This is a genomic window from Brevibacterium renqingii, from assembly GCF_017808105.1.
GTDB lineage: Bacteria > Actinomycetota > Actinomycetes > Actinomycetales > Brevibacteriaceae > Brevibacterium > Brevibacterium renqingii.
The window spans coordinates 152,309-178,484 of the sequence record NZ_JADBHF010000009.1; the positions used below are offsets into that span (position 1 = coordinate 152,309).

Below are 26,176 nucleotides of genomic sequence, written 5' to 3' on the forward strand. Positions count from 1 at the left end.
ATGGATTCCGTTCCGCCTCTCAAGACGTCCTCGCGCCGGTGGCACGGTACCCTGCGCGCAGAACGCGATTCGGCGCGGCGGGAGCGTCTGCTCGATGCGGCCCTCGAGCTCTACGGCACCAGCGGCTTCCGTCGGACCGGCGTGCAGGCGCTGTGCCAGGAGTCCGGGGTCTCCAGCCGCTCCTTCTACGAGCTCTTCTCCACCCAGGAAGACCTGCTCGAACAGCTCTACGTCGCACTGAACGCGGAAATCGCCACCGCTCTCACTCAGACGCGGGTCACTGAGGGCTCCGCCCTGATCGAGGCCACACGGCAACTCGTCAGCGCTGCCCTGACTCCAATGCTCAAAGACGAACGCAAAGCCCGAGTGCTCGAGGTCGAGGCCGTCGGGATCAGTGAGTCCATGGAGGAACGCCGCCGCTCCACGATGCGGCTGCTCGCCGACTCCGTGCACGGCGCCTTCGTCGAACTCGCACGCTCCTATGACCTGGAGGACCGGACGATCCACCGCATCGCCGCGTCGTCAGAGTCCGGTGAGGACCTGACGAGCCTGATCATCGTCGGCGGAATCACCGAGGCGCTCGTGCAGAGAGTCGGCACTTCGACCGAGTCCCGTTCCGCGACCTCAGATTTCCTCGGCTCCATCGCCGAGGTGGTTCTGCGCGCGCATGGGATCCCCGACTGTCAGTTCGACGCTCTCCCCGCCTGAGGGCCTTCTCTCCACCCTCCGTGCGTGAGCCGAGCCTCCGCTTCGTCCCGGTCACCTGCGACCGTCATTTGAGGAGCCGGTCCATACGCCGGTCGGAGAGCTTCTTCCCACCGGTCTGACAGCCAGGACAGTACTGCAGCGATCTGTCGGCGAAGGACACCTCGGCGATCGTGGTCCCGCATACCGGGCAGTCCTCTCCGGCCCTTCCATGCACCCGCAGACCACGCTTCTTTGCGGCTTTGATCCTTGCCGGCGGCAGCCCGACGAGCGACCGACGGGCCGTGGTGAGAACGTCCCGAACTGTGTCGAGCAGAGCATCGGCGTCGACCCCCGCCGCCGGGGCGAACGGAGAGATCTGCGCCGTGTGGAGGATCTCGTCGGAGTAGGCGTTGCCGATCCCGGCGATGACGGACTGGTCCTCGAGCACGGTCTTGATCCGTGAACGCGAGACGGCCAGAACCGCGGCGAACTCCTCAGCGCCCATCATCAGCGCGTCGACCCCGCTGCCGGCCACTGCCGGCACCTGTCCACAGTCGGTCACGAGCGCGACGGATGCGTTCTTCTTCGTCCCCGCCTCGGTGAGGTCGAAGCCGGCGCCCGAAGCCAGGCGAACGCGCAGGCCCAGCGGGCCTCTGCCCATCTTCACCGGCCCTTTCGGCACTTCATCGTGCCAAGTCAGCCAGCCCATGCGAGCGAAGCGACAGACGAGGTGCAGCCCCTCGAAGTCGACGATGAGCATCTTGCCGACACGGGTGAGACCTGTGATCTCGAGGCCGGCGAGTGACTCGAGCGGCGGGTCCGTGGTCTTGAGGATGCTCAGCTCACCGATGAGACAGCGCTCGACGAAGTCACCGACCAGGCGCGGTCGCAGGAAACCGGCGAGCGCATCGATCTCGGGCAATTCGGGCATGGCACCAGTATGCGCTCCTATCACCGCTCTTGACAGGGGAGTTCGCCGCAGCGACAGGGTCTTGAGAACCCCGCGGTCGAGGTCTAGCGTGGACAGTCACGAGTCGATCCAGCGCGGCTGTCGACGGACAGAGTCCTGCAGAAGGAGGCTGACGATGCCAGAGAATGTTGCCCAGAAGCTCATCAGATCGCATCTCGAGTCCGGGGAGTTCGCTCCCGGGAACGAGCTAGGTCTCCGAATCGACCAGACCCTGACCCAGGATGCGACGGGGACTCTGGTCATGCTCGAAGTCGAGGCGCTCGGTCTCGACCGGATCCGCACCGATCTGTCCGTGCAGTATGTCGATCACAACCTGCTGCAGACCGATGAGAAGAACCCCGAAGACCACGAGTTCCTCCAGTCGGCCGCGCAGCGGTTCGGGCTGTGGTTCTCACAGGCCGGCAACGGCGTCTCCCATCCGGTCCACCAGTCGCGGTTCGGCAAACCGGGTGCCACGCTCATCGGCTCCGATTCCCACACCTGCGCGGCCGGTGCGCTCGGGATGCTCGCCATCGGCGTCGGCGGTCTCGAGATCGCCATGGCCATGGCGGGCGAGCCCCTCTACATCAGCGCCCCACAGGTGATGGGCGTCGAGCTCACCGGCGAATTGCCCGACTGGGTCTCGGCCAAGGACGTCATCCTCGAGATGCTGCGGCGCCACGGGGTCAAGGGCGGGGTCGGCAAGATCATCGAGTATCACGGAGAGGGGCTGAAGAGCCTCACGGCCATGGACCGGCATGTGATTGCGAACATGGGCGCCGAACTCGGTGCCACCGCCACGGTCTTCCCCGCCGATGACGCCGTCCGCGACTACCTAGAGGCCGTTGACCGCGGTGACGACTTCACACGGCTGGTCGCGGACGAGGGGGCCGAGTACGATCTCACCGATGCGATCGATCTCTCCGAGCTCGAACCGCTCATCGCAGCCCCGTCGTCTCCAGGCAATGTCACCCCGGTCCGCGAGGTCGCCGGTGACGATGTGTTCCAGGTCGTCGTCGGTTCCTCGGCGAACCCCGGGCTGCGCGACTTCGCCGTGGTCGCCGAAATCCTGGCCGACCGTCAGATCCATCCGCAGATCTCACTCGACATCAACCCCACCTCCCGCGAGGTCCTCGCCGACCTGATCGCCGGCGGTTGGCTGGCTTCGCTGGTCGGATCGGGTGCTCGGATCCATCAGTCCGGCTGCTTGGGCTGCATCGGCATGGGCCAGGCTCCGGCCATCGGGCGCAACAGTCTGCGCACCATGCCGAGGAACTTCCCCGGCCGGTCCGGCACCGATGAGGACTCCGTGTGGCTGTGCTCGCCGGAGACCGCAGCTGCGGCGGCACTGACCGGCAAGATCACCGATCCGCGTGATCTCGATATGGACTATCCCGAGGTGAGCCTGCCGAAGAAGTTCTCGGTCAATCGCAAAATGCTGCTGCCTCCGCTTCCGCCCGAGGAGGCTCGCGAGGTCACCTTGGTCAAGGGTGAGAACATCTCGACGCTGCCGGATTTCGAACCGCTGCCCGACGACATCGACTTGGAGATCCTGCTCAAGGTCGGCGACAACGTCTCCACTGACGAGATCATGCCCGCTGGTTCGCGTGTTCTGCCGTATCGGTCGAACATTCCGAAGATCTCCGAGTTCGTCTACATCCAGGTCGACGACACCTACGCCACACGTGCGGCAGAGCACGAGGGCGGTCATGCCATCGTCGGCGGGGAGAACTATGGCCAGGGCTCCTCGCGTGAGCATGCCGTCATCGCCCCCCGCTACCTCGGGCTGCGTGTGGTCGTGGCGAAGTCCCTGGCCAGGATCCACTGGCAGAATCTTGCGAACTTCGGTGTCCTCGCCCTCGAATTCACCGATGAGGCAGGCTATGAGGAACTGTCTCAGGGGGATGTGCTCGTCTTCCGCGGTCTGCGGGATGCGCTGGCCGAGGGCAAGCCCGTCACCGCCGAGGTGGACGGTCGGACCTTCGAGTTCCGTCACGGTCTCTCACCCCGTCAGGTCGAGATGGTCCTCGCCGGCGGACGCATCGCCCAGCGCGCCGAGCACGAGAAGAACCCAGCCTGAGGGCTCAGTCGCTCAGCGCACCCCGGCCATGAGTCTGACGATGGGCTTGCGGAAGGCGAAGAGCAGGACACCGACGACGATGGAGACAGCACCGATCGTGAGGAAGTAGGGGACCTCGTTGTCGGTGGAGTAGAAGCCGGCCAAGGAACCGGAGGCCGCGGTGCCTAATGCGACCGAGAGGAAGAACAGGGCCACCATCTGCGAGTGGAACGCCTGCGGAGCCAGCTTGGTCGCCAGCGATTGGCCCACGGGCGAGAGGCAGAGCTCCGCCATCGTGAAGAGGAAGTAGACGAGGACCATCACGATGAACGGCACGGAGTTCGCGCCGCCCCCGGCGAGGGGAACGAAGACGAAGAATGCGATGCCCATGACGATCGTGCCGATCGCGAACTTGACCGGAGTCACCGGCTGCCGATCGCCGAGTTTGGTCCACATCGCAGCGAACACGGCGGCGAAGATGATGATGAAGGCCGGGTTGATGGACTGGACGACGCTCGGCGGGAGCTCGAGTCCGAAGATCGTCCGATCCAGACGATGGTCCGCGTAGATCGCGAGCACGGTGAACTGCTGCTGGAACAGCGACCAGAACACGGCGGAGCCGATGAACAGCGGGATGAAGGAGATGACCCGGCTGCGTTCGGTGGCGGTGATCTGCTTGGACGTCCCGATCACGATGAACAGGACCACCGCCGCAATGACTGTGACGATGACGACGACGTCCGAGAGGTTCTCGGCGGTGAGAATCCCCAGCATCGCCGCCGCAGCGATGACGAGGACGGCGAGGGCACCGATGAGCGCCCAGCGGGTCGCTTCACGGCTCGTGAGCGGATGCGTCGGTTTGCTGCTCTCCTCCGTGACGGTGTGGCGGCGCATCAGCATGTACTGGACGAGCCCGATGGCCATGAGCACGGCAGCCAGGCCGAAGCCCCAGTGGAATCCCTTCCATCCCCAGACCGCCGAGGTCAGCAGAGGGCCGATGAGACCGCCGATGTTGACGCCCATGTAGTAGATGGAGAAAGCGGCATCCCGCCGGTTGTCCTTGAGGTCGTAGAGGTCGCCGAGCGTCGCCGAGGTGGTGACCTTGAGCGACCCGGAACCCAGAGCGATGCAGACCAGGCCGATGCCGAGGCCGAGACCGCCCGGCAGCAGCGAGAGAGCCAGGTGCCCGAGCATGACCACCGCGGCCGAGGTGATCACCGTCTTCTCCGAGCCGAGGATGCGGTCGGCGACCCAGCCGCCGAGGACCGAGGAGAGATAGACCAGCCCGCCGTAGGCGCCGACGATGGACGTCGCCACCGCTTCGGACATGCCCAGACCGCCGTCGGTGGCGGAGTAGTAGATGTAGTAGGCCAGGAGGCCCTGCATCCCGTAGAAGCTGAACCGCTCCCACATCTCGACGCCGGCGAGATTCGCCAGTCCCCATGGATGGCCGAAGAAGCTGCGTGGCTTCGTGGCTGCTGTCTGTTCGCTCTTCAGTTCTGATCGTGGCACCCGGTCATCTTAGGACTGTCGCGGCGATCATGCATCTTCGGTGGTGAGCACGCAACGGCGGCCCTGATACCTCGCGAGGTATCAGGGCCGCCGTCAGGTGGTGCGAGAGCTCAGTTCAGGCTCAGGCCCGGGACCGCACCTTGTCCTCGATGGCCTGGCCCACCTCGGCGTCGATGTTCTTCCAGTACTTGATCGCATTGGACAGCACCGGCTCCTCGACCCCGTCGGAGAGACCGCCGGCGACGGTCTCGATGAGACCCTGGCGCTCCTCCTCGGTGTAGACCTCGCGGACCAGCGTGTGAGCCTGACCGAAGTCGTCGTCCTCGGCGTGCAGGCTGTAGGCGCTGCGGACGAGCTCTCCGTCGGACTCCCAGCTGTTGTCGATCGTGCCCTGGGTGTCCTCGTAGGAACGTCCGTACGAGTTCGGGGCGTAGACCGGGGCATTGCCAGAGTGGTTGTACTGCATCTGGCCTTCCTTGTCGTACGAATTCGTCTTCGTGACAGGGGCGTTGACCGGCAGCTGGTTGAAGTTCGTGCCGATCCGGTTGCGCTGGGCATCCGGGTAGGAGAACACGCGTCCGAGCAGCATCTTGTCCGGCGAGATCCCGGTGCCGGGCACCATGTTCGACGGGCTGAAGGCCGCCTGCTCGATCTGGGCGAAGTGGTTCGAGGGGTTCTCGTTGAGCGTGAACTTCCCGACCTTGATGAGCGGGTAGTCCTTCTTCGACCAGGTCTTCGTCAGATCGAAGGGGTTGAACCGGTAGGTCTTGGCCTCTTCGTAGGGCATGATCTGGACATAGAAGGTCCAGGACGGGTAGTCCCCGCGCTCGATGGCCTCGAAGAGGTCGCGACGGTGGATGTCGCCGTCTTCGCCGGCGAGCTGACCGGCTTCCTCGTTCGTCATGTTCTCCACGCCCTGATCGGTGTGGAAGTGGTACTGGATCCAGAACTTCTCGCCCTCGGCGTTGATCCACATGTAGGTATGCGAGGAGTAGCCGTTCATGTTCCGCCAGGTCTTGGGCAGACCGCGCGGTCCCATGAGGTAGGAGACCTGGTGGGCGGACTCGGGCGAGAGCGACCAGAAGTCCCACTGCATGTTGTTACTGCGCAGACCCGAATCAGGGGTGCGCTTCTGCGAGTGGATGAAGTCGGGGAACTTCATCGGGTCACGGACGAAGAAGATGGGCGTGTTGTTGCCCACCATGTCGAAGTTGCCCTCTTCGGTGTAGAACTTCAGCGCGAATCCGCGCACATCGCGCCAGGAGTCGGGCGAACCGAGCTCACCTGCGACGGTGGAGAAGCGAGCGAGCATCGGGGTCTTCTTGCCCGGCTGCAGGAAGTCGGCCTTCGTGTAGGCGGAGACATCCTCGGTGACCTCGAGCTCACCGAAGGCACCCGATCCCTTGGCGTGGGGGCTGCGCTCGGGCACACGCTCACGGTCGAACCGGGCGAGCTTCTCGACCAGAGCCACATCGTGGAGCATGAGCGGGCCGTCGGCCCCCACGCTCAGCGAATGGGCATCGGATTCCCTGGGCGCACCGGATTCGGTCGTCGAGGGCTTGGTGCTGTCGTGTCCGGGGTACTCATGATCTGTATGTTGCGTCATCACATCTCCTAACCACTTGGCATCGGGTGCTGTGCCGCCGCAGGCGTGCGCTTCCACGCAGGACTGCGGCACCACTTGCCCGATTCGCTTTCCCGACTTCGGCAGAACGCTGTCGGAATTGATTTCAAACTAGCGAGATTATCCATTCAGTACAACCAAGGTCACACTGCTCTGATTCCCGATCGGTTTGTCGACCGGCTCACCCCTCCGCGGAGGAGGTGCCCGAACCGCCGCTGCCGCCCGTGCCCGAATCGCCGCCCGAGCTCGTTCCGCCGCCGGAGCCTCCGGCGGAGCTCGAACCGCCGCCTGAGGCGTCGGAGCCGCCCTGACTCTGGCTGCCGGAGCCGCTCGAGGTGCTCGATCCGTCGGAGGTGTCGGTTCCGTCCGAGGATGTCGATGCGCTCGCATCGCTGCCCGTGCTCGACGAGGTGTCCGAGCCCTGGTCGGTCTGGGACCCGGTCGTCGTGCCTTCGGATTCGGTCTCGCCCGCCGAGGTGGAGCCGCCTTCGCTCGTGCTCGAACCCGTATTCGCCGTGCCCGAGTTCGAGTCGGTGCCCGATTGGGAACCTGGATCCGAGGACCCCGAGTCCGCGGAGCCGTCGCTGCCACCGCCGTCCGTGCCCGTCTCCTCACCGGAGTCGGTGCTGCCGGTGACCGAGCGTGAGATCTGAGAGGTGCCCGGGGAGATGTCTGCCTCGGTGAAGGATTCGGCCATGACCACGGCGCCGAGCCCGATGCCGAAGGCGGCGACGCCGATCGTGACCGGGTAGAGCACGCGCTTGCGCCGCAGCTTCTGCCACCAGGTCTGCGAGGTCTCCTCGGTTTCCGTCGAGTCCGGGGTCTCCTCAGCGGCGGATGTGCTGCCGCCGGCAGCCGGCGCGGAGGCGAATGCGGAGTCGCTGCGCAGGCCGGAGGCCGCTGCGGCGCTGCCCTTCGCTCCCGGGCCGCCCTTGGCCATCTGCGCCTTCACCGCGGGGGCCAGCTTCGAGCCGACCTCCTTGATCTTCTCTTTGCCCTTGTCCAGGCTGCGCCCGTAGATCGTCACGGCGAGGCCGGTGACAATGCTGGCCACACCCGCGCCGACGACGGTGCCGGCGACTCCGAGCTGACCGCCGATGACCGAGGAGGTGGCTGCCGCTCCGGCACCGGCGATCAGCTGAGTCGCCGAGATCCGGCCCTCGGACGCTTTCTCCTCTTTGGTCTCCGTTTCGTCCGGGGCCGCAGTCGCGGCACGTGTGTCGGCGGCGAGTCCGGACGCCGGTGAGGCAGCGGTGCTCGTCGTGTCCTCCGCCGGTGCTTCCGGTATCGTGTCACGGCGAATCGGGTTGGGAGGCATCACCGGAGTCGTCACGTGCTGGGGAGGTTCCGAGGCCGGTTCGGGCTCCTTCGCAGAATGGGTGGCTGCGAGTTCCTCGGTGATCAGCGGAAGGGTCTGCGAGTGCTTCCGTGTGGTCGCGCTGTCTTCGCGCTCGGCGGCGTTCTGCTGCTTGTCCGATTCTCCATGGTTCGACGTCAATGATCCTCCCAAAACCAGTGCTTTGACTCAGTATCGACCACCAAAGTTCGGGCTGCCTGACGCACCTGGGCCGAGCCTGGGAGATCACTGATGGGCATCGCTGCCGCCACCGCCTCTGACCAGCTATTTCGCTGCTTCATGTGATGCTGGGAACAGTCAACTCTCACCAATTCCACAGGTGCGGGACGGGCGGGCTGCGTCAGTTCAGAACGACGACTTCGAGGCTCTCCGGCAGCTTGTCCGATTCCGCGAGTTCGAGCAGCTGGAAACGGGGGAAGGACGAGGTCGTTTCCAGAGTGAGGGCGAACCGCCGTCGACCGTGATCGTGAGCCTCTTCCGTTGGGGTCGGGCGGTGCATCTGCACAGTCCCGAGGTCCGAGCTCTCTCCGTCCGTGCCGGCGCCGGGGTCTGCGACCATGAGATTGATCGCGAAGCACTTCCTCGCCAGTTCGACAAGGGAGACATCGTCGTCCCCATGGAATCGCAGAGGAGCGACCGGGCCCGCCCGGTGCAGGTGTGAACCGATCGTCAGGGCCACCTCGGCGGTGGGAAGAAAGGTCCGCGCCATTCCGGGCAGGCGGGAGAAGGGCCCGGTGCTCTCCAGTGCGGCGATGCTCAGTCGCCAGCGGCGCAGTTCGGGTGTCAGCGCCACCGAATCGGTCAGCGAGACGAGCTCTGTCGTCCTCCCTGCGCCGTTGGCCCAGGGCACACTTTCGCGATCGTCGAAGCAGGTGAGTGCGCGCATGTGATCACTCTAGTCGGGCCTCGGGGCAGCCTCGGCAAGCTTTCGGCTTCTCACGACTCGGGCAGAGGGACTTGCCATGTCAGCTGAGGCCACTAGTCTGAGGTGGTGCTTTGCGACGGTCCTTCCGCCGAGGAGCACCGAAGTCTCGCATAACGGAGAGGGGCATGCACAGGTCATCTGTGTGTGATTCTCAGGCACGGCGATCTCGCATCCACACATGTCTCTCATACCCGCGAACGGAAGGTGAAGACGTGTTCGGACCTGACAACGTCCGTCGGCGGTGGCGCCCGGACGAGATCACTGTGACCAAGCCCGATGTCACGAAGCGAGCGATCGGGGCAGCGGCCATCGGCAACATCACCGAGTGGTACGACTTCGGCGTCTACGGCTACCTCGCCGTCGTCATCGAGGGCATCTTCCTGCCCAAGGATTCGGGGCCGATCGGGCACGTCATCGTCGCGGGCCTCTTCGCCGTGGCCTTCTTGGTGAGGCCGCTCGGAGGCCTGTTCTTCGGCCCGCTGGCCGACAAGATCGGGCGCAACAAGGTGCTCGCGATGACGATGATCCTCATGGCCTCGGGCACCTTCCTCATCGGCGTCCTGCCCGACTATGCGACAGTGGGCCTGTGGGCTCCGTTCCTGCTGCTGGGCTGCCGCCTCCTGCAGGGCTTCTCCACCGGCGGCGAGTACAGCAATGCGATGACCTTCATCGCCGAATACGCCCCGGATCGTCGACGCGGCTTCCTCGGCAGCCTGCTCGAGGTCGGCACGTTCACCGGCTATGTGCTCGGTGCCCTGTTCGCGACGATCGTCCAGACCGTCTCGACGCCCGAGTTCCTCGAGGCATGGGGCTGGAGGATCCCCTTCTTCATCGCTCTGCCGCTGGGATTCGTCGGCGTCTATCTGCGCACGAAGCTCGCTGACACCCCTGCGTACAAGGAGATGGAGAAGCTCTCCGAACAGGACGAGTCGGACAGCCGCTCGAAGGGCGAGTTCAAGAGCATCTTCCGGCTGTGGCCGAATCTCCTCGCCTGCTGCGGTCTCGTGCTGGCGTGGAACGTCACGAACTACATGCTCACCTCGTTCATTCCGCTCTACTTCCCGATGGTCGAGGACATCCAGGGCAGCGGCGGGGTCTCCGAGCTGACCTCCCAGGTCCTGCAGATCCTCGTCATGGCCTCCTGTCTGGGGCTCATTCCGCTCATCGGCAAGCTCTCGGACAAGGTCGGGCGGAAGGCCGTCGTGCGCGCCGGATCGATCTCGCTCATCGTCCTGGCCTTCCCCTCACTGTGGCTCATCCGCGGTCACAACGATGTCATCGTGTTCCTCGGGCTGCTGATCATGGGGCTCAGCCTCATCTGCTTCAGCGCGACGATGCCCTCGACTCTGCCGTCGCTGTTCCCCACTATGGTGCGCGCCGGTGCCCTGGCGATCGCCTTCAACGTCTCGATCTCACTGTTCGGCGGCACCACCTCGGTGGTGATGACGACGCTGATCAACGCGACCGGCTTCCTCATGTGGCCGGCGATCTACCTCATGGCAGCCGGCGTCATCGGTCTCATCGCGATCCACTTCGTCCCGGAGAGCAACCGTCGTCCGCTGTGGGGATCGACCCCGTCCGCGGCGTCGGAGGAGGAGGCGGAGGATCTCGCCGAAGAGCTCAACAGCCGGGCCGGACCGACCTGAGGGGAGGATGCGGTGTCAGGATCGGCACAGACAGAACGGGTGCCCGGCCGGGTCGAGGAAGACCCGGAACGTCTCACCGGGCTGCTCGGCGGCCTTGCCAGCACCGATCTCGAGCACGGCCGCCTCGGCGGCGTCGAGGTCTTCGACGATGACGTCGAGGTGCATCTGTTGCGGGTGGGCCTGCCCCGGCCAGCTGGGCGCGTGGTAGTCCTCGACCTGCTGGATGCAGATCGGGGGCCAGGAATCGGAAGTGACTTCGGCCCACGTGCCGTCTTCGTCGACGGTGACCTTCCAGTCGAGGAGCTGTCCGTAGAACTCCGCGAGTTCGGCGGCGTCGGGAGCATCGAGCACGACAACGGGCTGCTTTGCAATAGCCATGCACTCGAGTCTACGCCGGACCGACGCGGGTTTGAAGAGCGCGGACCGAGAGGGTGGGCCCGTAGACTGGTCTCATGAGCGCTGAGGTTGATGCAGTCGTCGTCGGATCCGGACCCAACGGCCTGGCTGCGGCGGTGACGCTGGCCCGAGCCGGTCTGTCGGTGCAGGTCTTCGAGGCCCAGCCGACCATCGGCGGCGGCGCTCGCACCCTCGATCTCGGCCTCGCTCCCGGGATCACCCATGACATCTGCTCGGCCGTGCACCCATTGGCGATCGCGAGTCCCTTCTTCGTCGACTTCGATCTGCCGGCACGCGGCATGGAGCTGACCACCCCCGAGATCTCCTACGCCCAGCCCCTCGACGGTCGACCGGGCGCTCTTGCCTTCCATGATCTCGAGACCACGGTCGACCGCCTCGGCGCGGCCGGCCCCGAATGGCGGCGATTCTTCGCGCCGCTGCTCGACCGGGTCGATGACGCGATCTGGCTGTCGCTGGGCGATAAGCGTTCGGTGCCCGCCACCCTGCGCGACGCATCCGGAATCGCGAACGTCGTGAAGTTCGGGCTGCGTCTGCTCTCTCAGGCCAGCCCCGCGTGGAACATTCCCCTGTCCCACGAATCGACTCAGGCCCTGTTCAGCGGTGTGGCCGCGCATGCGATCGGCGGGCTGCCCGCGATGGGCACGGCCGCGACGGCCACGATGCTGTCGACGGTCGCCCATGCCGGGGGCTGGCCGGCTCCCATCGGCGGGTCGCAGGCGATCATCGACGAACTCGTCGCCGACCTCGAAGCCCACGGCGGCAGCGTCACAGCGAATTGCCGCATCGATCATATCTCGGACCTGCCCGCCGCTCGCGCCTATCTGCTCGACACTTCGGCGCTGAACGCCGCACAGATCTTCTCCGGCCTGCTGCCCGCCCGAGTCGACAAGGCGCTGCGCGGCTTCACACACGGCAATGCCGCGGCCAAGGTCGACTTCGTCCTCAACGGCCCGGTCCCCTGGTCCGACCCCGAGGTGGGCCGAGCCGGAACCGTTCACGTGGGCGGCACACGGGCGCAGATGGCCGCCGCCGAGGCGGAGGTGTTGGCCGGGCGCATGCCGCAGCGGCCGGTGTGCCTCGTCTCCGACCCGACCGTCTTCGATCCTTCTCGCGAAGTGGGCGGCCTCCGACCGCTGTGGACATACGCGCATGTGCCCTTCGACTGTCCGCTCGACCCGACCGAGTACATCACCCGGCAGATCGAACGCTTCGCCCCCGGCTTCCGCGACACCGTCGTGGCGACCCATGCCATCCCGGCCTCGGAGATGGCAGCGCACAACCAGAACTACATCGGCGGGGACATCGCCACCGGAGTCGTCTCCTTCTACCGCATGATGGCCCGGCCGCGCCTGAGCTGGGACAACTACAGCCTCGGGGTGCCAGGCGCATTCCTGTGCTCGGCGGCGACCCCGCCGGCGCCCGGCGTCCACGGGATGAACGGCTGGTTCGCCGCCCGACGTGCGCTCAAGACCCGGTTCGGGATCGCCGAGGCACCCAGCTTGGCGCCGGGCGACTGACCACGCAGACCGGCTCAGTCCCGCACCCACCGGTCGGCGGCGTCGTCGTAGTGCCATTCGGCCACCTCTGTAACGGTGTCGACGACGACGTTCAGCCAGAACGTCGTATCCGGATGCCACCCGGCCATGAGGCTCGCGGTCCGATCATCGGTGTTCCCTCTCGTGGGCACAGTCTCGGAATCACCGCCGAGGCTGCTCGCTCCGACATCGATGACGGCGCCTGCTGTGCGCAGATAGCCGGCGAGGCCGACATGGACTCCGTCGAATTCCTCGGCCACGCGCGACCAATCGGGGATGACCCAGCGTCCTCTGCGTTCCGTCGCTTCGAACCACACCTGACGTCGCTGGGCGGTGACGTCGAGCGGATAGGTCAGACAGAGGTCTGCCCAATCCTGTGGCCGGCGGATCTCGACGATGCGAGCATCTGGGCGCAGCCGCAGACGGCACGCGCGGGCGCGTTCGAGACCGAAATCGTCTTCGACGAGTTCGACGCCGATCACGGTGCCGTCCGGCCAGGTTCCCGTCGACGCCCACAGGCCGCGCGGAGGGGTCGACCACCATTCGCCGCTGATCTCGTAACCGGGGTTCTTCGCGAAATCGTGACGGTACTCGGTTTCGGTCGTGAGGACATGTCCGAGCCATTCGTCCAGGCCCCAGGACGGTTCGACTCCGTCCCCGGTCGAAGCTGGCAACAGATCGGTCAGCGCGATCGCAGAGCTACCGCTCGACGTGTCGACGGCGCCCAGCGAACGGTCGAACACCGCCGGCGGCCCCTCGCGATGGTCCGCATCGTCCCAGGCCAGAGCCCATTGGTTCTCCAATTCGAGCGGCTCGGACCACGCATCGAGCAGACCCGTGGCGATGAGCGCCTCGGCGAAGGGACGCAGAGCCTCACGCACTTCGGAGTCGGCAGCGATCTGGTCGTCCCCGTGCGGGGGCTGCCAGTACATGGCACCGCTGATGACCTCCGCCATTGCGTCTTCGAGATCGGCCTGATCCGGGGCCCGGGGTGTGACCGCTCGCAGCTTTTCGGCGACCTCGGCGGCCGTCATCGCGCCCTGGGCCTGATCGGCAAGGCAGCTGCCGATGAAGACAGCACGGCGGAACTCGTCCAAAGCCCGCGCGTCAGCAGTGAGCGGCTCAGCCTGCTCGTTGAATTCGTCATCACGACCGATCTGAGCCATCCTGAACACGAGCGAACGTCCCCGCGGGGACGCCAGCAGATCCTCAGAAGTCAGGCAATCATCCGGTGGGGTTCGATCATCGTCTGGGATGCTCATGCGTCTCAGACTAGACGCTCTGTCCGCCGCGTCACGGAACATGATCGAATCGGGCACAGATTGTCGGGCGGTGGGTGTCTCAAGGGGGGAAACATGGTTGAGCGAAGGGAGACACCGTGATCGCCGAACTCAACTCGCTCATCGACATCATCGAATCGATGCTGTCTGAACACTCCGACGACGGCTGGACAGAGGGATCTGCCGTCGATGTCGGTGAACTGGCGCGACGGCTCGGCACCACCGAGTACCACCTCCGGCGGATGTTCTCGTCGCTTGCAGGCATGCCGCTCTCCGAGTACGTCCGCCGACGTCGGATGACCCTCGCCGCCGCCGACGTCATCGGCGGTGAGGACCTGTTGAGCGCTGCCGTTCGGCACGGCTATGGCTCGGCCGAAGCTTTCGGCCGAGCCTTCCGATCGGTCCATGGGGCAGGCCCGTCCCAGGTTCGGCGAAACGGCGGCCCACTTCGCAGCCAACCGAAGCTCAGGCTCCGCCTGACGATCGAAGGGAGTTCATCCATGGACACTCGAATCACCGACCGACCGGGCTTTAAGCTCATCGGCCATTCCAAGCGCGTGCCTCTCATCTACGAAGGGGAGAATCCACATATCCGCGAGCTCGTGACCTCTCTGCCGCCGAGCGAGCACACCCGTCTCAAATCACTCTCGACCGTCGAACCTGCGGGGCTTCTGCAGGTCACGGACGATGTCGATCCGGACTATCGGGAAGGAACCGAGCTCACGTACCTGCACGGGGTCGCGGCCTCGAACACTGCTGCGGTGCCGGACGACCTCGACGTCATCGCGGTCGACGCAGGCGCCTGGGCGATCTTCACGACCTCTGGGCCGTATCCTGCGGAACTGCAGGAGACGTGGGCGGCCACCGCGAGCGACTGGTTCCCGTCGAACCCGTGGAGACTGCGTCCCGGCCCATCGATCGTGTCGATCATCGATCGGGCTGAGGATTTCAGTACGGCCGCGACTGAGCTGTGGTTGCCGGTCGAGCGGGAGTGATGGCAGCCTCGGCTGACCGTCACACGTGTGCTGAAGACCCGGCGAACCGCTTCGGAACCAGCTTCTCCAGGGGCAGGAACGCCGCCCAGCAGATGACTGTCGGCAGGAAGTGGATGCCGAGTGCCAGATAGGTGAGGAGGTGGAAGAGGCAGAAGAAGACGACGACTCCGTAGAGCCACTTCCCCTTGACGAACAGGGCGATCGGCGAGAGGAACTCGAATGCGAGCGTCGCCCACTGCCCTGCGATGAGGAACCCGGGCATGTCGAGGAAGGGCTTCGACCATTCGGCTCCACGCCGCATGAGCGCCCAGATGATGACCGCGCCGTTGCCCCAGTCGGCGATGTTGCCCGAGGCGATCCACTTCATCACCGCCGAGTAGAAGTAGGTGAGCACGACCGAGATCTGCACGATCCGGAAGGCCCATCCCGCCCGCGCCGAGGCAGAGTGCACATCGCGGAACCGTGCGGTTCCGATCGTCGGCAGGACGAGGGCTGCGATGACGAGCGCCATGTGGTCGTGGGCGACGTAGCCGTACCCCTGGGTGTAGAGCATCCAGGTACCGAAGCTGAGTGCGGCGATCCAGCCGCTGAGGCGCTGGAGGATTCCGATCGCGGCCAGGAGCGCGGAGACGATGATCACGGCCAGCAGGATCTGCGCGCCGAGGACGCTCACGGGCGGGATGTGGAGGAACCGTGCCAGCCACAGCGGCTGGTAGAGCTCAGGAGTCCATCCGTGCGGGATGACGTCACCGGAGATCGTGAGCACGTCGATGATGATGAAGACGTAGATGAAGACTCGGAACACGGCGACGCGGGCCAGGGGGATCTCGGGCATGAACCAGCGCAGGAAGCGGTTCCGGCGCCCCGCCTCGGCGGTGGTCAGCGTCGGGGTCCCCGACGGGTTCTGCGCTTCGCTGCGGGGCTGCGGCGCGGGCAGGCTCCGATCGTTCACCGGACCTCCCAGTTCGCGAGCTCCGTGAGGGTGGGTTCGCCGACGCTGCGGCCGTTCTCCAGCTGGGTGGTGGTGCGGCAGAGGATCATCTCCTCGGGCTTCGGCTCGTCGGGATGCAGGCGGACGTAGGAGTCGGCGAGGGTCTGGAGGAGTTCGGGGTGGGAGACGACCCGATCGATCTGGGATTCGATGTCGCCTCGCTCGATGCCGACGGTCGCGGTGTTGAAAGCGAGCCGACGCGGCTCGTCCTCACCCGGGAACCGGGCTGAGATGCACGTGGAATTCACGGTTCCATCGAGGTCCTTGGCCGTGGCGTACTGGGTGAGCGAACCGAGCGGGAAGAAGTCGTTGGTGTTGAGGAACTGCCCGCAGGTGAGGATGATGAGGGCGACCGCGGTCACGCCGATCCGCCACCCGATCGAGAGCCTGGTCAGCGGTCGGTGACGTGGGACCGTCACGCTCCGCCGAGCGGACGCGCCGGTGTCGTCGGCATCGTCGGTGCCTGCGGGCTCTCGCCTCGCCAGCAGCCGATGCTTCTTCTCGTCCATGCGCTATGGGGATCATTCTCTCGGGGCCGATCGTACGCAGACCATCGTAGCGCCCCGCCTCATCAGGAGCCGCGCGCGTAGAGGTTGAGCTGCTCCCACCCCGCCGCATATTTCTGGAACGCTGCCACCGCGGACTCGGTGTCGTCATTGCTCAGCGCAGTCACCCAGGAGTCGACGAGCTCAGGGGCCTCGCTCGGCCACAGCACATCGCTCATCCCGCCGAGGTCGAGCTCGAGGATCGAGTTCATATCGAAGCTGTCGATCCACTCGGCCAGGGTCGCGGTCTGCTCGACCATGTCGACGACCTTCGAAGTGTCCGAGATCGTCTCCGATGCCCATTCCATCCGCGCCGAGGCGGCCAGGATATCCGTGCGGATGAGCACTCGCAGCCCGGTCTCGGTCTCGTCGGTGATGATCTGGTCCTCGTTCAGGGAGAAGAACAGCCACCACGACGGCGGCACGTCCCAGGCCGAGACGCGAGTGAAGATCCGTGTGTCCTTCGCGTCCTGCAGCCACTCGGCGCGGCGGCTGGCCGCCCGCCTGCGCGCGGACTTCGGAGCGATGATGTCCAGGGTCGCCTTCGAGGTGTGCTCGGTCAGCGACTCGAGCGCCTCCCATCCGCGGATGTCCTCCTGCGCGGGGCAGAAGCGATCGACTCCGTCCGATGTCTGAGACGCGGGAAGGAAGATCGGAGTGCGGCGGAACGAATCGGCCACAGGGTTCGGAGGCAGGGAGATCAAGCGCTTGTCGGCGTCCTCGGAGATCTGCTCCTCGATGCGCGCGCGGTTGTCTTCCACCTGTCTGTCTTGCAATTCGGAATGCACCACGAGTGGTTCGAAGATCCGCAGGGTGACAACATAATCGCGTCGGTAGGCCATGGGTTCAGCCTATCCAAGGTCGGCTCGCAAAATGGAACTTCCCAGTGCGAACAGGTAGGATTTAAGCGCATAGCAGAGATCTAGTCCGGGGCCATCCGCCCCACATGACGACGGAGGGGGTCACGCCAGTGGGTCGCGGCCGCGCAAAGGCAAAGCAGATCAAGGTAGCTCGGAAGCTCAAGTACTACAGCCCGGATACCGACCTTGATCGACTCCAGCAGGAACTGGGTTCCGATTCTCGCAAGTCGGACTCGTCCGATCCATATGACGATGATCCCGACTACTCCGCCTACGCCGATAAGTACAACGTCGACGATGACGACGAGTACGAAGACGACTGAGCGCAGGGCGCATCCGGCACCAGCCGCACAGTGCTGAGACGCCGACGAATCGACACCACTGAGGGCGGGGACTGCGGTTCCCGCCCTCAGTCGTCTGCCGAGACTCCTGCCGAGTCGTCTGCTTGGGCATCCCGCACCGCTGTTCGCACCCCCTCGTGCAGGAACACGAGGGTGTGCAAGCATCGGTGCGGGATGCTCCCGGAAGACGCCGCTCAGACGCCGCTCGGACCCGCAAGACCCTGCGAAGCACGGCGGTTGCCGGCGGCTACTGGAGGATCGCGGCGCCGCCGTCGACGCCCTTGGCGCCCTGCACGTAGCAGGGATCGGCGGCCAGCGCACCGTCGTCGGCGGAGACTTCGCCGAGCACCCAGGCCCCGGGGCTGGCGGCGATGACACCGTCGACCGCGGACGGGTCGACGACGAGCACCATGCCGACACCGAGGTTCCAGGTGCGTTCGCGGTCTGCCTGCGGCACTCCGCCCAGATCGCCGAGCACCGAGAACACCGCCGGCACCTCCCAGGACGAACGGGACATCCTCGCCACGAGGCCCTGCGGGAGCACGCGGGCCACATTGGCCGACAGTCCCCCACCGGTGACATGGGAGACCGAGTGCACGGCTCCGGGCAGAGCATCGAAGAGAGCGGCGAGCTCACCGGTGTAGACGTGGGTGGGAACGAGCAGCTCTTCACCGAGGGTGCGGCCGAATTCCTCGACCTGCCTGTCCAGGCCCCAGCCTGCCTCGGCGATGATGTGGCGGACCAGCGAGTAGCCGTTGGAGTGGATGCCCGAGGACGGCAGGCCGATGAGGACGTCGCCGTCGCGCACCTTCTCTGGTCCGAGCAGATCGGCGGCCTCGACGACGCCGGTGGCAGCGCCGGCGACATCGTATTCGTCGACGCCGAGCAGCCCCGGGTGCTCGGCGGTCTCGCCGCCGACGAGGGCCACACCGGCATTGGCGCAGGCGTCGGCGATGCCGCGCACGATGTCGGCGATGCGTTCGGCCACGACCTTGCCGCAGGCGATGTAGTCGGTCATGAACAGCGGCCGGGCGCCGCAGACGATGATGTCATCGACGACCATGCCCACGAGGTCATATCCGATGGTGTCGTGTTTATCCAGAGCCTGGGCGATGGCGACCTTCGTACCCACTCCGTCGGTGGAGGAGGCGAGCAGCGGACGGTCATAGTCCTTGAGCACGGAGACGTCGAAGAGTCCGGCGAATCCGCCGGTCCCGCCCACCACGTGGGAGTTGTGTGTGGCCGCGACGGCGGTCTTCATCAGTTCGACGGCACGGTCTCCGGCCTCGACGTCGACGCCGGCAGCGGCATAGGTGGTGGACTTCGGGTTCGCGTCGGAACTCAACTCAGCATCCTTTGTCGGCAGGGGTGTTGTTGACGGGAATCGGGTACTCGCCCGAGAAGCAGGCGGTGCACAGCTGACTGCGATCCTGTTGGGTGGCGGCGATCATGCCGTCCAGAGAGATATAGCCCAGGGAGTCAGCGCCGAGGTTGTCGCAGATCTCGTTCGTGGTCAGTCCGTTGGCGATGAGTTCGGCGCGAGTGGCGAAATCGATGCCGTAGAAGCACGGCCACTTCACCGGCGGAGAGGAGATGCGGATGTGGATCTCCTTCGCTCCGGCCTCCCGCAGCATCCGGACCAGTGCGCGCTGGGTGTTTCCGCGCACGATCGAGTCATCGACGACGACGAGGCGTTTGCCCTCGATGTTCTCGCGCAGCGGGTTGAGTTTGAGACGGATGCCCAGCTGACGCAGGGTCTGTGAGGGTTGGATGAAGGTGCGTCCGACATAGGCGTTCTTCATCAGCCCCTGACCGAATGGGATGCCGGAGGCCTCGGCGTAGCCGACGGCAGCCGGGGTTCCCGATTCGGGAGTGGCGATGACGAGGTCGGCGTCGACCGGGTACTCCTCGGCCAGCTGCCGGCCCATCTGGGTCCGGGCGGCGTGGACGTTCTTGCCGGCGAGGAGGCTGTCGGGTCGGGCGAGGTAGACGTATTCGAAGACGCAGCGGGCCTGCTCGGCCTCGGCGAAGCGGTGGGAGCGCAGGCCGTCCTCGTCGATGGCGATGAGCTCGCCGGGTTCGACGTCGCGGACGAACTTCGCACCGACGATGTCGAGTGCCGCGGTCTCCGAGGCCACGACCCAGCCGTTCTCCAAACGACCCAGCGACAGGGGCCGGACCCCGTGCCGGTCGCGTGCGGCGTAAAGAGTGTGCTCGTCCATGTACACGAGCGAGAACGCGCCCTCGACGTGCGGCAGCAGGCTCAGCGCCGCCTCGGTGAGGTTCTCTCCCTGTTCGGTCGCGAAGAGCTCGGTGACCAGGGAGGTGTCGTTCGAGGAGTCCCGGAAGGGCCGGGTCCGTGCGGTCTTCTTCGTCGCCTCCTCGACGACCTTCGTCGCATGGTCGCGACGCGAATCTGCCATGGCTTCGAGAGCGTCGAAGTTCGTGAGGTTGCCGTTGTGGGCCAGTGCCACGGTGCCGAAAGGGGTCGGGCCCAGCGTGGGCTGAGCGTTCTCGAAGGAGGGCGATCCGGTCGTCGAATACCGCGTGTGACCGACTGCGATGTGCCCCTGCAGGAGCTCGAGGTCGCGCTCGTGGAAGACCTGGGAGACCAGGCCCATGTCACGGTAGATGAGGATCTGCTTGCCGTTGCTGGCAGCGATGCCGGCGGATTCCTGCCCCCGGTGCTGCAGGGCATAGAGCCCGAAGTAGGTGAGTTTGGCGGTTTCTTCGCCGGGTGCCCAGACTCCGAACACACCGCATTCGTCCTGCGGTCCGCGGTCCTGGGGGTCGATTTCGTGCGTCAGCTGCCCGTCTCCTCTTGCCACGAGTGAAATTGTCTCATACTCGCACGCCCGCGCAGCCGCAGTGGTCAGACTGTGGAACGGCGCTCAGACTGTGGAATCCGGGGCGGGACCGCGGTCGGCTCGTCCGTCGTCGGGGTCATCGGCGTCGGTCGGCGCATCGGTCGCATCCGCCGCGGCGTCCGCAGCGTCCGGGTCCTCCCCGCGGGCTTCGGCCAAGCGACGCCGAGCGACTTCCTTGGGATCGTCGACCATGTCGATCTGCGCATCGACCCGGTACTCTCTGGCCCTCTTGCGTCCCGCCCAGTCGAGGATGAGCGCGAAGAGCCCGCCGAGGAACAGACCGGCGGTGCCGAGGACCAGCAGCATCAGGCCCATCCCCTTCGACACCGTGTACCCCATCGGCATGTCCTCCGGGTCGACGAAGACCGCGAGGATTCCGGCGAGGATGACGCCGAGCACCGCGCCGATGCCCATGAACACCGAATACTTGGGGCTGCGACGGACGGCGACGTCGATCTGGTCCTTCATGATCTCCTTGGGCACGGGGCCGCGCACGGCCGCGGGGACACCGGGGAAGCACCCCGGCACAACAGGTCGCGAACAGTCTAGTCGAGTCAGTCTGAGCCTCCTCCCAGGCAGTCTCACACCGGCTCCCATAAACTGGACACATCCAGCTGACCGGTTCACGAGACAGAGGTTCTGATATGTCCCATACGATCATCGTCGGCATCGACGGTTCCGACAACGCACGCTGTGCCCTGCAGTGGGCGATCTCGCACGCGCAGAGGACCTCCTCCGAGATCCGCATCGTCTCTGCCTACACCGTCCCCGGAGTCACCATGGGTCAGGCCGACATCGTCTACCCCGCCGACTTCGACGAGGCAGTGAAGAAGGCTGTATCGGACATCGCCGAGGCGGCCGCCGACTCGGTCACGTCGGCCGGGGTCCCCGTATCGACGACGATCGTGCCCGGCGACGCCTCGGGGGTGATGGTCGAGCACTCGAAGAACGCCGATCTCGCCGTCGTCGGTGCGCGCGGCCGCGGCGGTTTCGCCGGTCGCCTGCTCGGCTCCGTGGCCCTGGCCATGCCCGCGCACTCACACTGTGCCACGGTCGTCATCCCGAGCACCTGGCCCACCCGTGTCATGCCCGAGCGCCCGCTGCCGATCGACCAGCCCGTGCGCTCACAGGATGTCCCGAGCGCCGAGGCGGACGGACGCCGGCGTCCCGATTTCTCCGGTGAGATCGTCGCCGCGGTCGATCCCTTCGAAACCGACACACCGGTCCTGCGGGCGGCCGCCGCCCAGGCCGCGATCTACGGCACACCACTCCACCTCGTCGGTGTCACCGCCACCCACATCCTCTCGCCCGAATGGATGCCCAGTCAGGAGCATCTGGTCCGGATGTACGACGAGGCGGAGAGATCCTTCGCAACCGCCGTCGAGGGTCTGCGGAGAGACTTCCCCGAGCTCGACGTCCGGTTCTCGATCTTCGACGCACCCGCCACCGAGGTGCTCGTGTCCGCCACCTACACCGCGGATCTCGTGGTCATCGGCTCCCGCGGTCGCGGCGGATTCGCCTCCACCGTCCTCGGCTCGACTTCGCAGGGGGTGCTCTCCCACGCCGTGTGCCCGGTGCGTGTGGTGCGGGTGACCAGGCGCCAGCCCACGCGGCGCCGCTGAGGAGGATCGGCCGCGTCCTCAGCCGAGGGCGATGAACCCGATTCCCGTGACGACGACGAGGGCGCCGGCGAGCTTGAGCGCGATGTTCTTCTCCCCGAAGAACCACCAGGCCAGGAGTGTGCCGATGATGATCGAGGTCTCGCGCACGGGGGCGACGAGCGCCACCGGAGCCTGCTGCATCGCGAACAGCACGAGCACATAGGCCAGGGGCGAGAGGATCGCCACGGTCATGAGAGCCCGCTTGTGTTCGCGGAGGATCGCACGGAAGTCCTCTCGTCGTGCGGCACCTCCCGGCAGCCCGATGATGCCGGCGGTCATGAGCACACCGACGCAGGCCTCCGAGACGGCGAAGTAGAGCAGCGGGGACTCGCTGATGTGGTTGACCGCGAAATCGTCCCACAGGGTGTAGCAGGCGATGAATGCCCCGATCAGCCCGCCCCACGCGAGGCCCCGGCGCAGCCCGGAGCCGCTCGTGGGTCCTGCGCCGCCGGCTCTCGGGCGGATCGTGACGACTGCGATGCCGGCGATGACGGTGAAGGCGCCGAGCACCTCGGTCAGCGTGGGGCGCTCGCCGAGGAGGGCCACGGCGATGATGATCGTCACCACCGGCCCGGTCCCCCGCGCCGTCGGGTAGACCACGCCCAAGGGAGCGTGGTCGTAGCCGGACTGCAGGGACACCGAATAGGCGATGTGGAAGACGGCGCTGAGCGCGGCCGCTCCGACCAGTGCCCAATTCAATGGCTGCGTCCCGGAGGCGATGATGACGATCGCGACCGGGATGAGGAGGACCGCCGAGAGCCCGTGGTAGGCCAGCACGAAGGCATAGCCCTTGCCGGTCACCGACTTCGCGGCCAGGTTCCACAGCGCGTGGGCGACCGAGGCGATGAGGACGAGACCGAGCACCGGGAACGTCATCGGGCCACCTGCTTCCGACAGGCCGGGTGGCGCCGCGGACGCTCCTGCCGCATCCCCAGCTGCGCGTTCACAGCTTGATGGCGACGGTCTTCGTCTGCGTGTACTCGTCGAGAGCCTCGATGGACTTCTCCCGCCCGTAGCCGGACTTCTTGAACCCGCCGAAGGGAAGCTCGACTCCCCCGCCGGCCCCATAGGTGTTGACGAAGATCTGTCCGGCCTCGACTTCGGCGGCCACCCGGTGGGCGCGGGAGATGTTCTGCGTCCACAGTGCCGTGACGAGGCCGTAGTCGGTGCCGTTGGCCAATGCCACGGCCTCATCCTCATCGGCGAAGGGCATGGTCACGACGACGGGACCGAAGACCTCCTCCTGAGCGATCCGCGACTGCGGGTCCACGGAGTCGACGAGGGTCGGGGTGATGAAGGCACCTGCGGCAAGATCATCGGCCAGTCCCTCCGGCCGCCGATCGCCGGTGACGATCTGCCCCGAGTCGACCTCGGCGAGGAAGCCCTCGACCCTCTCGTGCTGTTTGGCCGAGATCAGGGGCCCGAGCATCGGGTCGTCGAGGCCGTAGCCGATGGTCACCTCGGACATCGCCGCGGACATCTTGTCCACGACCTCGGCGTGGACGTCGCGGTGGACGAGGAGTCGGGACCCGGCCGAGCAGGTCTGCCCGGCGTTCTGGATGATCGAGCGCAGAAGGGACGGTATCGCCGCATCGACATCGGCGTCGGCGAAGACGATGTTCGCTGATTTCCCTCCGAGCTCGAGGACCGTGGGCACGACCCTCTCGGCGGCGGCACGGGCGATGGCGGATCCGGTCTGGGTGGAGCCGACGAAGCCGAGATGGGCCACGCCAGGATGCGCGCTCAGGGCCGCTCCCGCCTCGGCGCCGAGGCCGGTGACGACGTTGAACGCACCCGCCGGGAAGCCGACGGAGTGGATCAGCTCGGCCAGCCGGACGGTCGATCGCGGAGTCTCGTCGGCGGGTTTGGCCACAGCGCAGTTGCCCGTGGCCAGGGAGGTGGCGGCGGCTCGACCGATGAGCTGGAGCGGATAGTTCCAGGCCACGATGTGCCCGGTCACCCCGTAGGGTTCGCGCCGGGTGTAGACGTGCATGTCATCGGCCATCGGGATCGTCTGCCCGTAGTAGGACTCGATGGTGTGGCCGTAGAACTCGAAGTAGCGGGCGCAGACGTCGACATCGGCATAGGCCTGTGTGACCGGTTTGCCCGTGTCCTCGGATTCGAGGCGGGCGAGTTCGTCGCGGTTGGCCGTGATCACGGCTGCCGTGGCCACGAGCAGGGCCGAGCGCTGCTGCGGGCTCGTGCGCTTCCACTCCCGCTGCGCCTTCGCCGCTGCCACGACGGCGCGGTCGACCTCGTCGGCGCCTCCTCGGGAGACGTCGCCGAGGTGGCCGCCGGTGGCCGGGTCGATGTTCGGATAGGTGATGAGGGAGGGCACATGCCGCCCGCCGATGAAGGACGTCGTCTGGGTGATCTGGGCGCTCATCGTCGATCCTCGAGTTCTGCCGTGGTGAAGAGCGGGAGGTGCTCGCTGAGGTCGGCTCGGGTGCCCGAGGCCTCGATGCCGCCTCCGGCGAGCGCGGTGGCGAAGTCGGTGCGTCCGGTGACGAGCTCCAGCCATACCCCGGCGGAGGTCTCGACGACGTTCGGCGGCGTGCCGCGGGTGTGGCGGGGGCCGGCGATGCACTGCGTGACCCCGAACGGCGGGACGCGGACCTCGACGCTGTTGCCTTCGGCGCGGGCGGCGAGCTCTTCGAGGGTGAACCGCACGGCCGTGGCGATGGTCGAACGGTCGGCCGGGGCGGCGTCGAGGGCCGCCTGCGCCGCCCACATCTCCAGTGCATTGCGCCCCTGGTCGGGGTCGATCCTTCTGCGAATCGCCATCAGTCCCTCTTCCTCTCACGGATTCTGGCAACATCTTCCCCGAGCGCCAGCCGCCCGACAACGTTCGTCCGCCCTTCGGAATCCGTGCCGCCGGTGACCGGGTCCGTGATCGCTGCGATGACAGCGGCCAGGTCCTCGTCGCTGACGCCCGCCGCCGAGGCGGAGCCCGGGCCGAGGTCGAAGGCTCCGGCGCGCTCGAGGAGGGTAAGCGCGACGAGTCCGGTCGCCCGTGACGAACCGTCGAGGCATTTGAGCGCCACCGAGTATCCGGACCTCGTGGCCATGACGATGACGCCTTCGGCCCCGCCCTTGGCGAACACGCCGAGGCGGTCGATGACGGTCGAATTCGGCCGACCGTGGCCTTCGATGGCCCAGGGGCCGGCGAACACCGCATCGATGAGGGTCGTCGCGTGCTCCGCGTAGGCCCTCCAGGCGGCCGGGGCGGAGGCGCCCTCGGTCGAACCTCCCGTCCCCACCACGCGGCCGATGGCCCGAGCCAGGCCGGTGAGGCTGAGCGCGAACACCGGGGCTCCGCAGCCGTCGACCCCGACGGCGGCCGGCGTCTCCCCGGCGAACGCCTCGACGACCTCGGCGACGCGGGCCTGCACGGGATGGTCGGCGGAGAGGTAGGTGGACGTGTCGGCGTCGATCGCCCGGGCAGCCATGAGGAAGGCCGTGTGTTTGCCGGAACAGTTGAAGTAGAGCGGAGACCTCGGGTCCGTGTCGGGCTCTCCCGCCGCGCGCAGCTCCTCCTGCAGGCGGCGGCGGAACGCCCCGTCGGCGGGGTGGACGGACGGGCACTGCAGATCCTCGACTCCGAGTCCTGCGGACTCGAGCATGGACTCGACGACCTCGACGTGCCCGGACTCCGAGCGGTGGGAGGCCGTGGCCAGGGCCGCCGCCGGGCCGGAGATGTCGGCGCCGAGGCTCATCGCCGCGATCGCCTGCAGCGGCTTGAGGCTCGAACGGGTGAACACGGGCACTTCGGGGGCACCGAGGCGGATCACCGGCGACCCTTCGGGATCGAGGACGACGGCGGATCCGATATGACGGGATTCGGTGAATCCGCTGCGTATGACGACGGCGAGCTCAGCGGCTTGTGCGCGGGTGAAAGTCGAACTGGTCACGCACTCAAGCCTAC

The 26,176-nt window shown here is 66.5% G+C and carries 24 protein-coding genes; 7 read left to right on the forward strand and 17 right to left on the reverse strand.

Features of this window, described 5'->3' with window-relative positions; genetic code table 11:
- Positions 1-708: a TetR/AcrR family transcriptional regulator gene (locus IHE57_RS11090; RefSeq protein ID WP_209325685.1), complete on the forward strand. Its 708-nt coding sequence runs from the start codon at positions 1-3 to the stop codon at positions 706-708.
- 64 nt (positions 709-772) lie between these two features.
- On the opposite strand, the gene IHE57_RS11095 is transcribed toward IHE57_RS11090, so the two are convergent.
- The gene (locus IHE57_RS11095) at positions 773-1,618 is read right to left on the reverse strand and encodes a DNA-formamidopyrimidine glycosylase family protein (protein WP_209325686.1); all 846 of its coding nucleotides are present in this window, start codon (positions 1,616-1,618) and stop codon (positions 773-775) included.
- 154 nt (positions 1,619-1,772) lie between these two features.
- Between IHE57_RS11095 and IHE57_RS11100 the strand changes: the two genes are divergently transcribed.
- Positions 1,773-3,716, forward strand: coding sequence for an aconitate hydratase (locus IHE57_RS11100; protein ID WP_209325687.1), 1,944 nt, complete (start codon positions 1,773-1,775; stop codon positions 3,714-3,716).
- Between the two features lie 12 nt (positions 3,717-3,728).
- Here the strand turns inward: IHE57_RS11100 and IHE57_RS11105 are convergent, their stop codons facing one another.
- The 4 genes from IHE57_RS11105 to IHE57_RS11120 all read right to left on the reverse strand — a co-directional run bounded on the left by IHE57_RS11105 (position 3,729) and on the right by IHE57_RS11120 (position 9,074).
- Positions 3,729-5,207 carry a peptide MFS transporter gene (locus IHE57_RS11105; RefSeq protein ID WP_343071898.1) on the reverse strand — a complete coding sequence of 493 codons (1,479 nt, stop codon included), beginning with the start codon at positions 5,205-5,207 and terminating at the stop codon, positions 3,729-3,731.
- A 121-nt stretch (positions 5,208-5,328) separates the two neighbouring features.
- Positions 5,329-6,813 (reverse strand): catalase, encoded by a 1,485-nt coding sequence (locus IHE57_RS11110; RefSeq protein ID WP_209325688.1) that lies wholly within the window; start codon positions 6,811-6,813, stop codon positions 5,329-5,331.
- A gap of 199 nt (positions 6,814-7,012) precedes the next feature.
- Positions 7,013-8,329, reverse strand: coding sequence for a hypothetical protein (locus IHE57_RS11115; RefSeq protein ID WP_209325689.1), 1,317 nt, complete (start codon positions 8,327-8,329; stop codon positions 7,013-7,015).
- Between the two features lie 199 nt (positions 8,330-8,528).
- A complete protein-coding gene (locus tag IHE57_RS11120) occupies positions 8,529-9,074 on the reverse strand; it encodes a HutD family protein (RefSeq protein ID WP_209325690.1) in 546 nt (181 codons plus the stop codon).
- A 251-nt stretch (positions 9,075-9,325) separates the two neighbouring features.
- On the opposite strand from IHE57_RS11120, the gene IHE57_RS11125 reads away from it, so the two are divergent.
- Positions 9,326-10,759, forward strand: coding sequence for an MFS transporter (locus IHE57_RS11125; RefSeq protein WP_343071899.1), 1,434 nt, complete (start codon positions 9,326-9,328; stop codon positions 10,757-10,759).
- 15 nt (positions 10,760-10,774) lie between these two features.
- Here IHE57_RS11125 and IHE57_RS11130 read toward each other — a convergent pair whose 3' ends face one another.
- Entirely contained in the window at positions 10,775-11,137 is a 363-nt protein-coding gene (locus tag IHE57_RS11130) for a VOC family protein (protein ID WP_209325692.1), read from the reverse strand.
- A gap of 74 nt (positions 11,138-11,211) precedes the next feature.
- On the opposite strand from IHE57_RS11130, the gene IHE57_RS11135 reads away from it, so the two are divergent.
- A complete protein-coding gene (locus IHE57_RS11135; protein WP_209373023.1) occupies positions 11,212-12,693 on the forward strand; it encodes a phytoene desaturase family protein in 1,482 nt (493 codons plus the stop codon).
- Between the two features lie 14 nt (positions 12,694-12,707).
- Here the strand turns inward: IHE57_RS11135 and IHE57_RS11140 are convergent, their stop codons facing one another.
- Positions 12,708-13,973: a hypothetical protein gene (locus IHE57_RS11140; RefSeq protein WP_209325695.1), complete on the reverse strand. Its 1,266-nt coding sequence runs from the start codon at positions 13,971-13,973 to the stop codon at positions 12,708-12,710.
- Between the two features lie 116 nt (positions 13,974-14,089).
- On the opposite strand from IHE57_RS11140, the gene IHE57_RS11145 reads away from it, so the two are divergent.
- A complete protein-coding gene (locus tag IHE57_RS11145) occupies positions 14,090-14,986 on the forward strand; it encodes an AraC family transcriptional regulator (protein WP_209325696.1) in 897 nt (298 codons plus the stop codon).
- A 19-nt stretch (positions 14,987-15,005) separates the two neighbouring features.
- Here the strand turns inward: IHE57_RS11145 and IHE57_RS11150 are convergent, their stop codons facing one another.
- From IHE57_RS11150 to IHE57_RS11160, 3 genes are all read right to left on the reverse strand, one after another.
- Positions 15,006-15,938 (reverse strand): HTTM domain-containing protein, encoded by a 933-nt coding sequence (locus IHE57_RS11150; protein WP_343071900.1) that lies wholly within the window; start codon positions 15,936-15,938, stop codon positions 15,006-15,008.
- Positions 15,935-16,486 carry a hypothetical protein gene (locus tag IHE57_RS11155; RefSeq protein ID WP_209325697.1) on the reverse strand — a complete coding sequence of 184 codons (552 nt, stop codon included), beginning with the start codon at positions 16,484-16,486 and terminating at the stop codon, positions 15,935-15,937. The genes IHE57_RS11150 and IHE57_RS11155 overlap by 4 nt, the downstream gene beginning before the upstream one ends.
- Positions 16,487-16,548: 62 nt before the next feature.
- Complete coding sequence (locus IHE57_RS11160; protein ID WP_209325698.1) at positions 16,549-17,364, reverse strand: DUF8083 family protein; 816 nt, start codon at positions 17,362-17,364, stop codon at positions 16,549-16,551.
- A gap of 128 nt (positions 17,365-17,492) precedes the next feature.
- Here IHE57_RS11160 and IHE57_RS11165 point away from each other — a divergent pair, with 128 nt between their 5' ends.
- Entirely contained in the window at positions 17,493-17,705 is a 213-nt protein-coding gene (locus IHE57_RS11165; protein WP_209325699.1) for a DUF3073 family protein, read from the forward strand.
- Between the two features lie 265 nt (positions 17,706-17,970).
- On the opposite strand, the gene purM is transcribed toward IHE57_RS11165, so the two are convergent.
- The 3 genes from purM to IHE57_RS11180 all read right to left on the reverse strand — a co-directional run bounded on the left by purM (position 17,971) and on the right by IHE57_RS11180 (position 21,058).
- A complete protein-coding gene (gene purM, locus IHE57_RS11170) occupies positions 17,971-19,068 on the reverse strand; it encodes a phosphoribosylformylglycinamidine cyclo-ligase (RefSeq protein ID WP_209325700.1) in 1,098 nt (365 codons plus the stop codon).
- Position 19,069: 1 nt separating this feature from the next.
- Positions 19,070-20,551, reverse strand: a complete 1,482-nt coding sequence (gene purF, locus IHE57_RS11175) for an amidophosphoribosyltransferase (RefSeq protein ID WP_209325701.1) — start codon at positions 20,549-20,551, stop codon at positions 19,070-19,072.
- Between the two features lie 63 nt (positions 20,552-20,614).
- The gene (locus tag IHE57_RS11180; RefSeq protein ID WP_209325702.1) at positions 20,615-21,058 is read right to left on the reverse strand and encodes a hypothetical protein; all 444 of its coding nucleotides are present in this window, start codon (positions 21,056-21,058) and stop codon (positions 20,615-20,617) included.
- Positions 21,059-21,234: 176 nt separating this feature from the next.
- Here IHE57_RS11180 and IHE57_RS11185 point away from each other — a divergent pair, with 176 nt between their 5' ends.
- Positions 21,235-22,212 carry a universal stress protein gene (locus IHE57_RS11185; RefSeq protein ID WP_209325703.1) on the forward strand — a complete coding sequence of 326 codons (978 nt, stop codon included), beginning with the start codon at positions 21,235-21,237 and terminating at the stop codon, positions 22,210-22,212.
- 18 nt (positions 22,213-22,230) lie between these two features.
- On the opposite strand, the gene IHE57_RS11190 is transcribed toward IHE57_RS11185, so the two are convergent.
- The 4 genes from IHE57_RS11190 to IHE57_RS11205 all read right to left on the reverse strand — a co-directional run bounded on the left by IHE57_RS11190 (position 22,231) and on the right by IHE57_RS11205 (position 26,162).
- The gene (locus tag IHE57_RS11190) at positions 22,231-23,127 is read right to left on the reverse strand and encodes an EamA family transporter (protein WP_209325704.1); all 897 of its coding nucleotides are present in this window, start codon (positions 23,125-23,127) and stop codon (positions 22,231-22,233) included.
- A gap of 67 nt (positions 23,128-23,194) precedes the next feature.
- Complete coding sequence (locus IHE57_RS11195) at positions 23,195-24,637, reverse strand: aldehyde dehydrogenase family protein (RefSeq protein WP_209325705.1); 1,443 nt, start codon at positions 24,635-24,637, stop codon at positions 23,195-23,197.
- On the reverse strand, positions 24,634-25,035 hold the full coding sequence (locus IHE57_RS11200; protein ID WP_209325706.1) for a sterol carrier family protein: 402 nt from the start codon (positions 25,033-25,035) through the stop codon (positions 24,634-24,636). The genes IHE57_RS11195 and IHE57_RS11200 overlap by 4 nt, the downstream gene beginning before the upstream one ends.
- Positions 25,035-26,162, reverse strand: a complete 1,128-nt coding sequence (locus IHE57_RS11205) for an asparaginase (RefSeq protein WP_209325707.1) — start codon at positions 26,160-26,162, stop codon at positions 25,035-25,037. The genes IHE57_RS11200 and IHE57_RS11205 overlap by 1 nt, the downstream gene beginning before the upstream one ends.
- Between the last annotated feature and the right edge of the window lie 14 nt (positions 26,163-26,176).

Bases quoted from the DNA above. Each gene is read 5' to 3' on its own strand.
- IHE57_RS11090 (WP_209325685.1), top strand. From the start codon at position 1: ATGGATTCCGTTCCGCCTCTCAAGACGTCCTCGCGCCGGTGGCACGGT.
- IHE57_RS11095 (WP_209325686.1), bottom strand. From the start codon at position 1,618: ATGCCCGAATTGCCCGAGATCGATGCGCTCGCCGGTTTCCTGCGACCG.
- IHE57_RS11100 (WP_209325687.1), top strand. From the start codon at position 1,773: ATGCCAGAGAATGTTGCCCAGAAGCTCATCAGATCGCATCTCGAGTCC.
- IHE57_RS11110 (WP_209325688.1), bottom strand. From the start codon at position 6,813: ATGACGCAACATACAGATCATGAGTACCCCGGACACGACAGCACCAAG.
- IHE57_RS11120 (WP_209325690.1), bottom strand. From the start codon at position 9,074: ATGCGCGCACTCACCTGCTTCGACGATCGCGAAAGTGTGCCCTGGGCC.
- IHE57_RS11130 (WP_209325692.1), bottom strand. From the start codon at position 11,137: ATGGCTATTGCAAAGCAGCCCGTTGTCGTGCTCGATGCTCCCGACGCC.
- IHE57_RS11135 (WP_209373023.1), top strand. From the start codon at position 11,212: ATGAGCGCTGAGGTTGATGCAGTCGTCGTCGGATCCGGACCCAACGGC.
- IHE57_RS11140 (WP_209325695.1), bottom strand. From the start codon at position 13,973: ATGAGCATCCCAGACGATGATCGAACCCCACCGGATGATTGCCTGACT.
- IHE57_RS11155 (WP_209325697.1), bottom strand. From the start codon at position 16,486: ATGGACGAGAAGAAGCATCGGCTGCTGGCGAGGCGAGAGCCCGCAGGC.
- IHE57_RS11160 (WP_209325698.1), bottom strand. From the start codon at position 17,364: ATGGCCTACCGACGCGATTATGTTGTCACCCTGCGGATCTTCGAACCA.
- IHE57_RS11180 (WP_209325702.1), bottom strand. From the start codon at position 21,058: ATGAAGGACCAGATCGACGTCGCCGTCCGTCGCAGCCCCAAGTATTCG.
- IHE57_RS11185 (WP_209325703.1), top strand. From the start codon at position 21,235: ATGTCCCATACGATCATCGTCGGCATCGACGGTTCCGACAACGCACGC.
- IHE57_RS11190 (WP_209325704.1), bottom strand. From the start codon at position 23,127: ATGACGTTCCCGGTGCTCGGTCTCGTCCTCATCGCCTCGGTCGCCCAC.
- IHE57_RS11195 (WP_209325705.1), bottom strand. From the start codon at position 24,637: ATGAGCGCCCAGATCACCCAGACGACGTCCTTCATCGGCGGGCGGCAT.
- IHE57_RS11200 (WP_209325706.1), bottom strand. From the start codon at position 25,035: ATGGCGATTCGCAGAAGGATCGACCCCGACCAGGGGCGCAATGCACTG.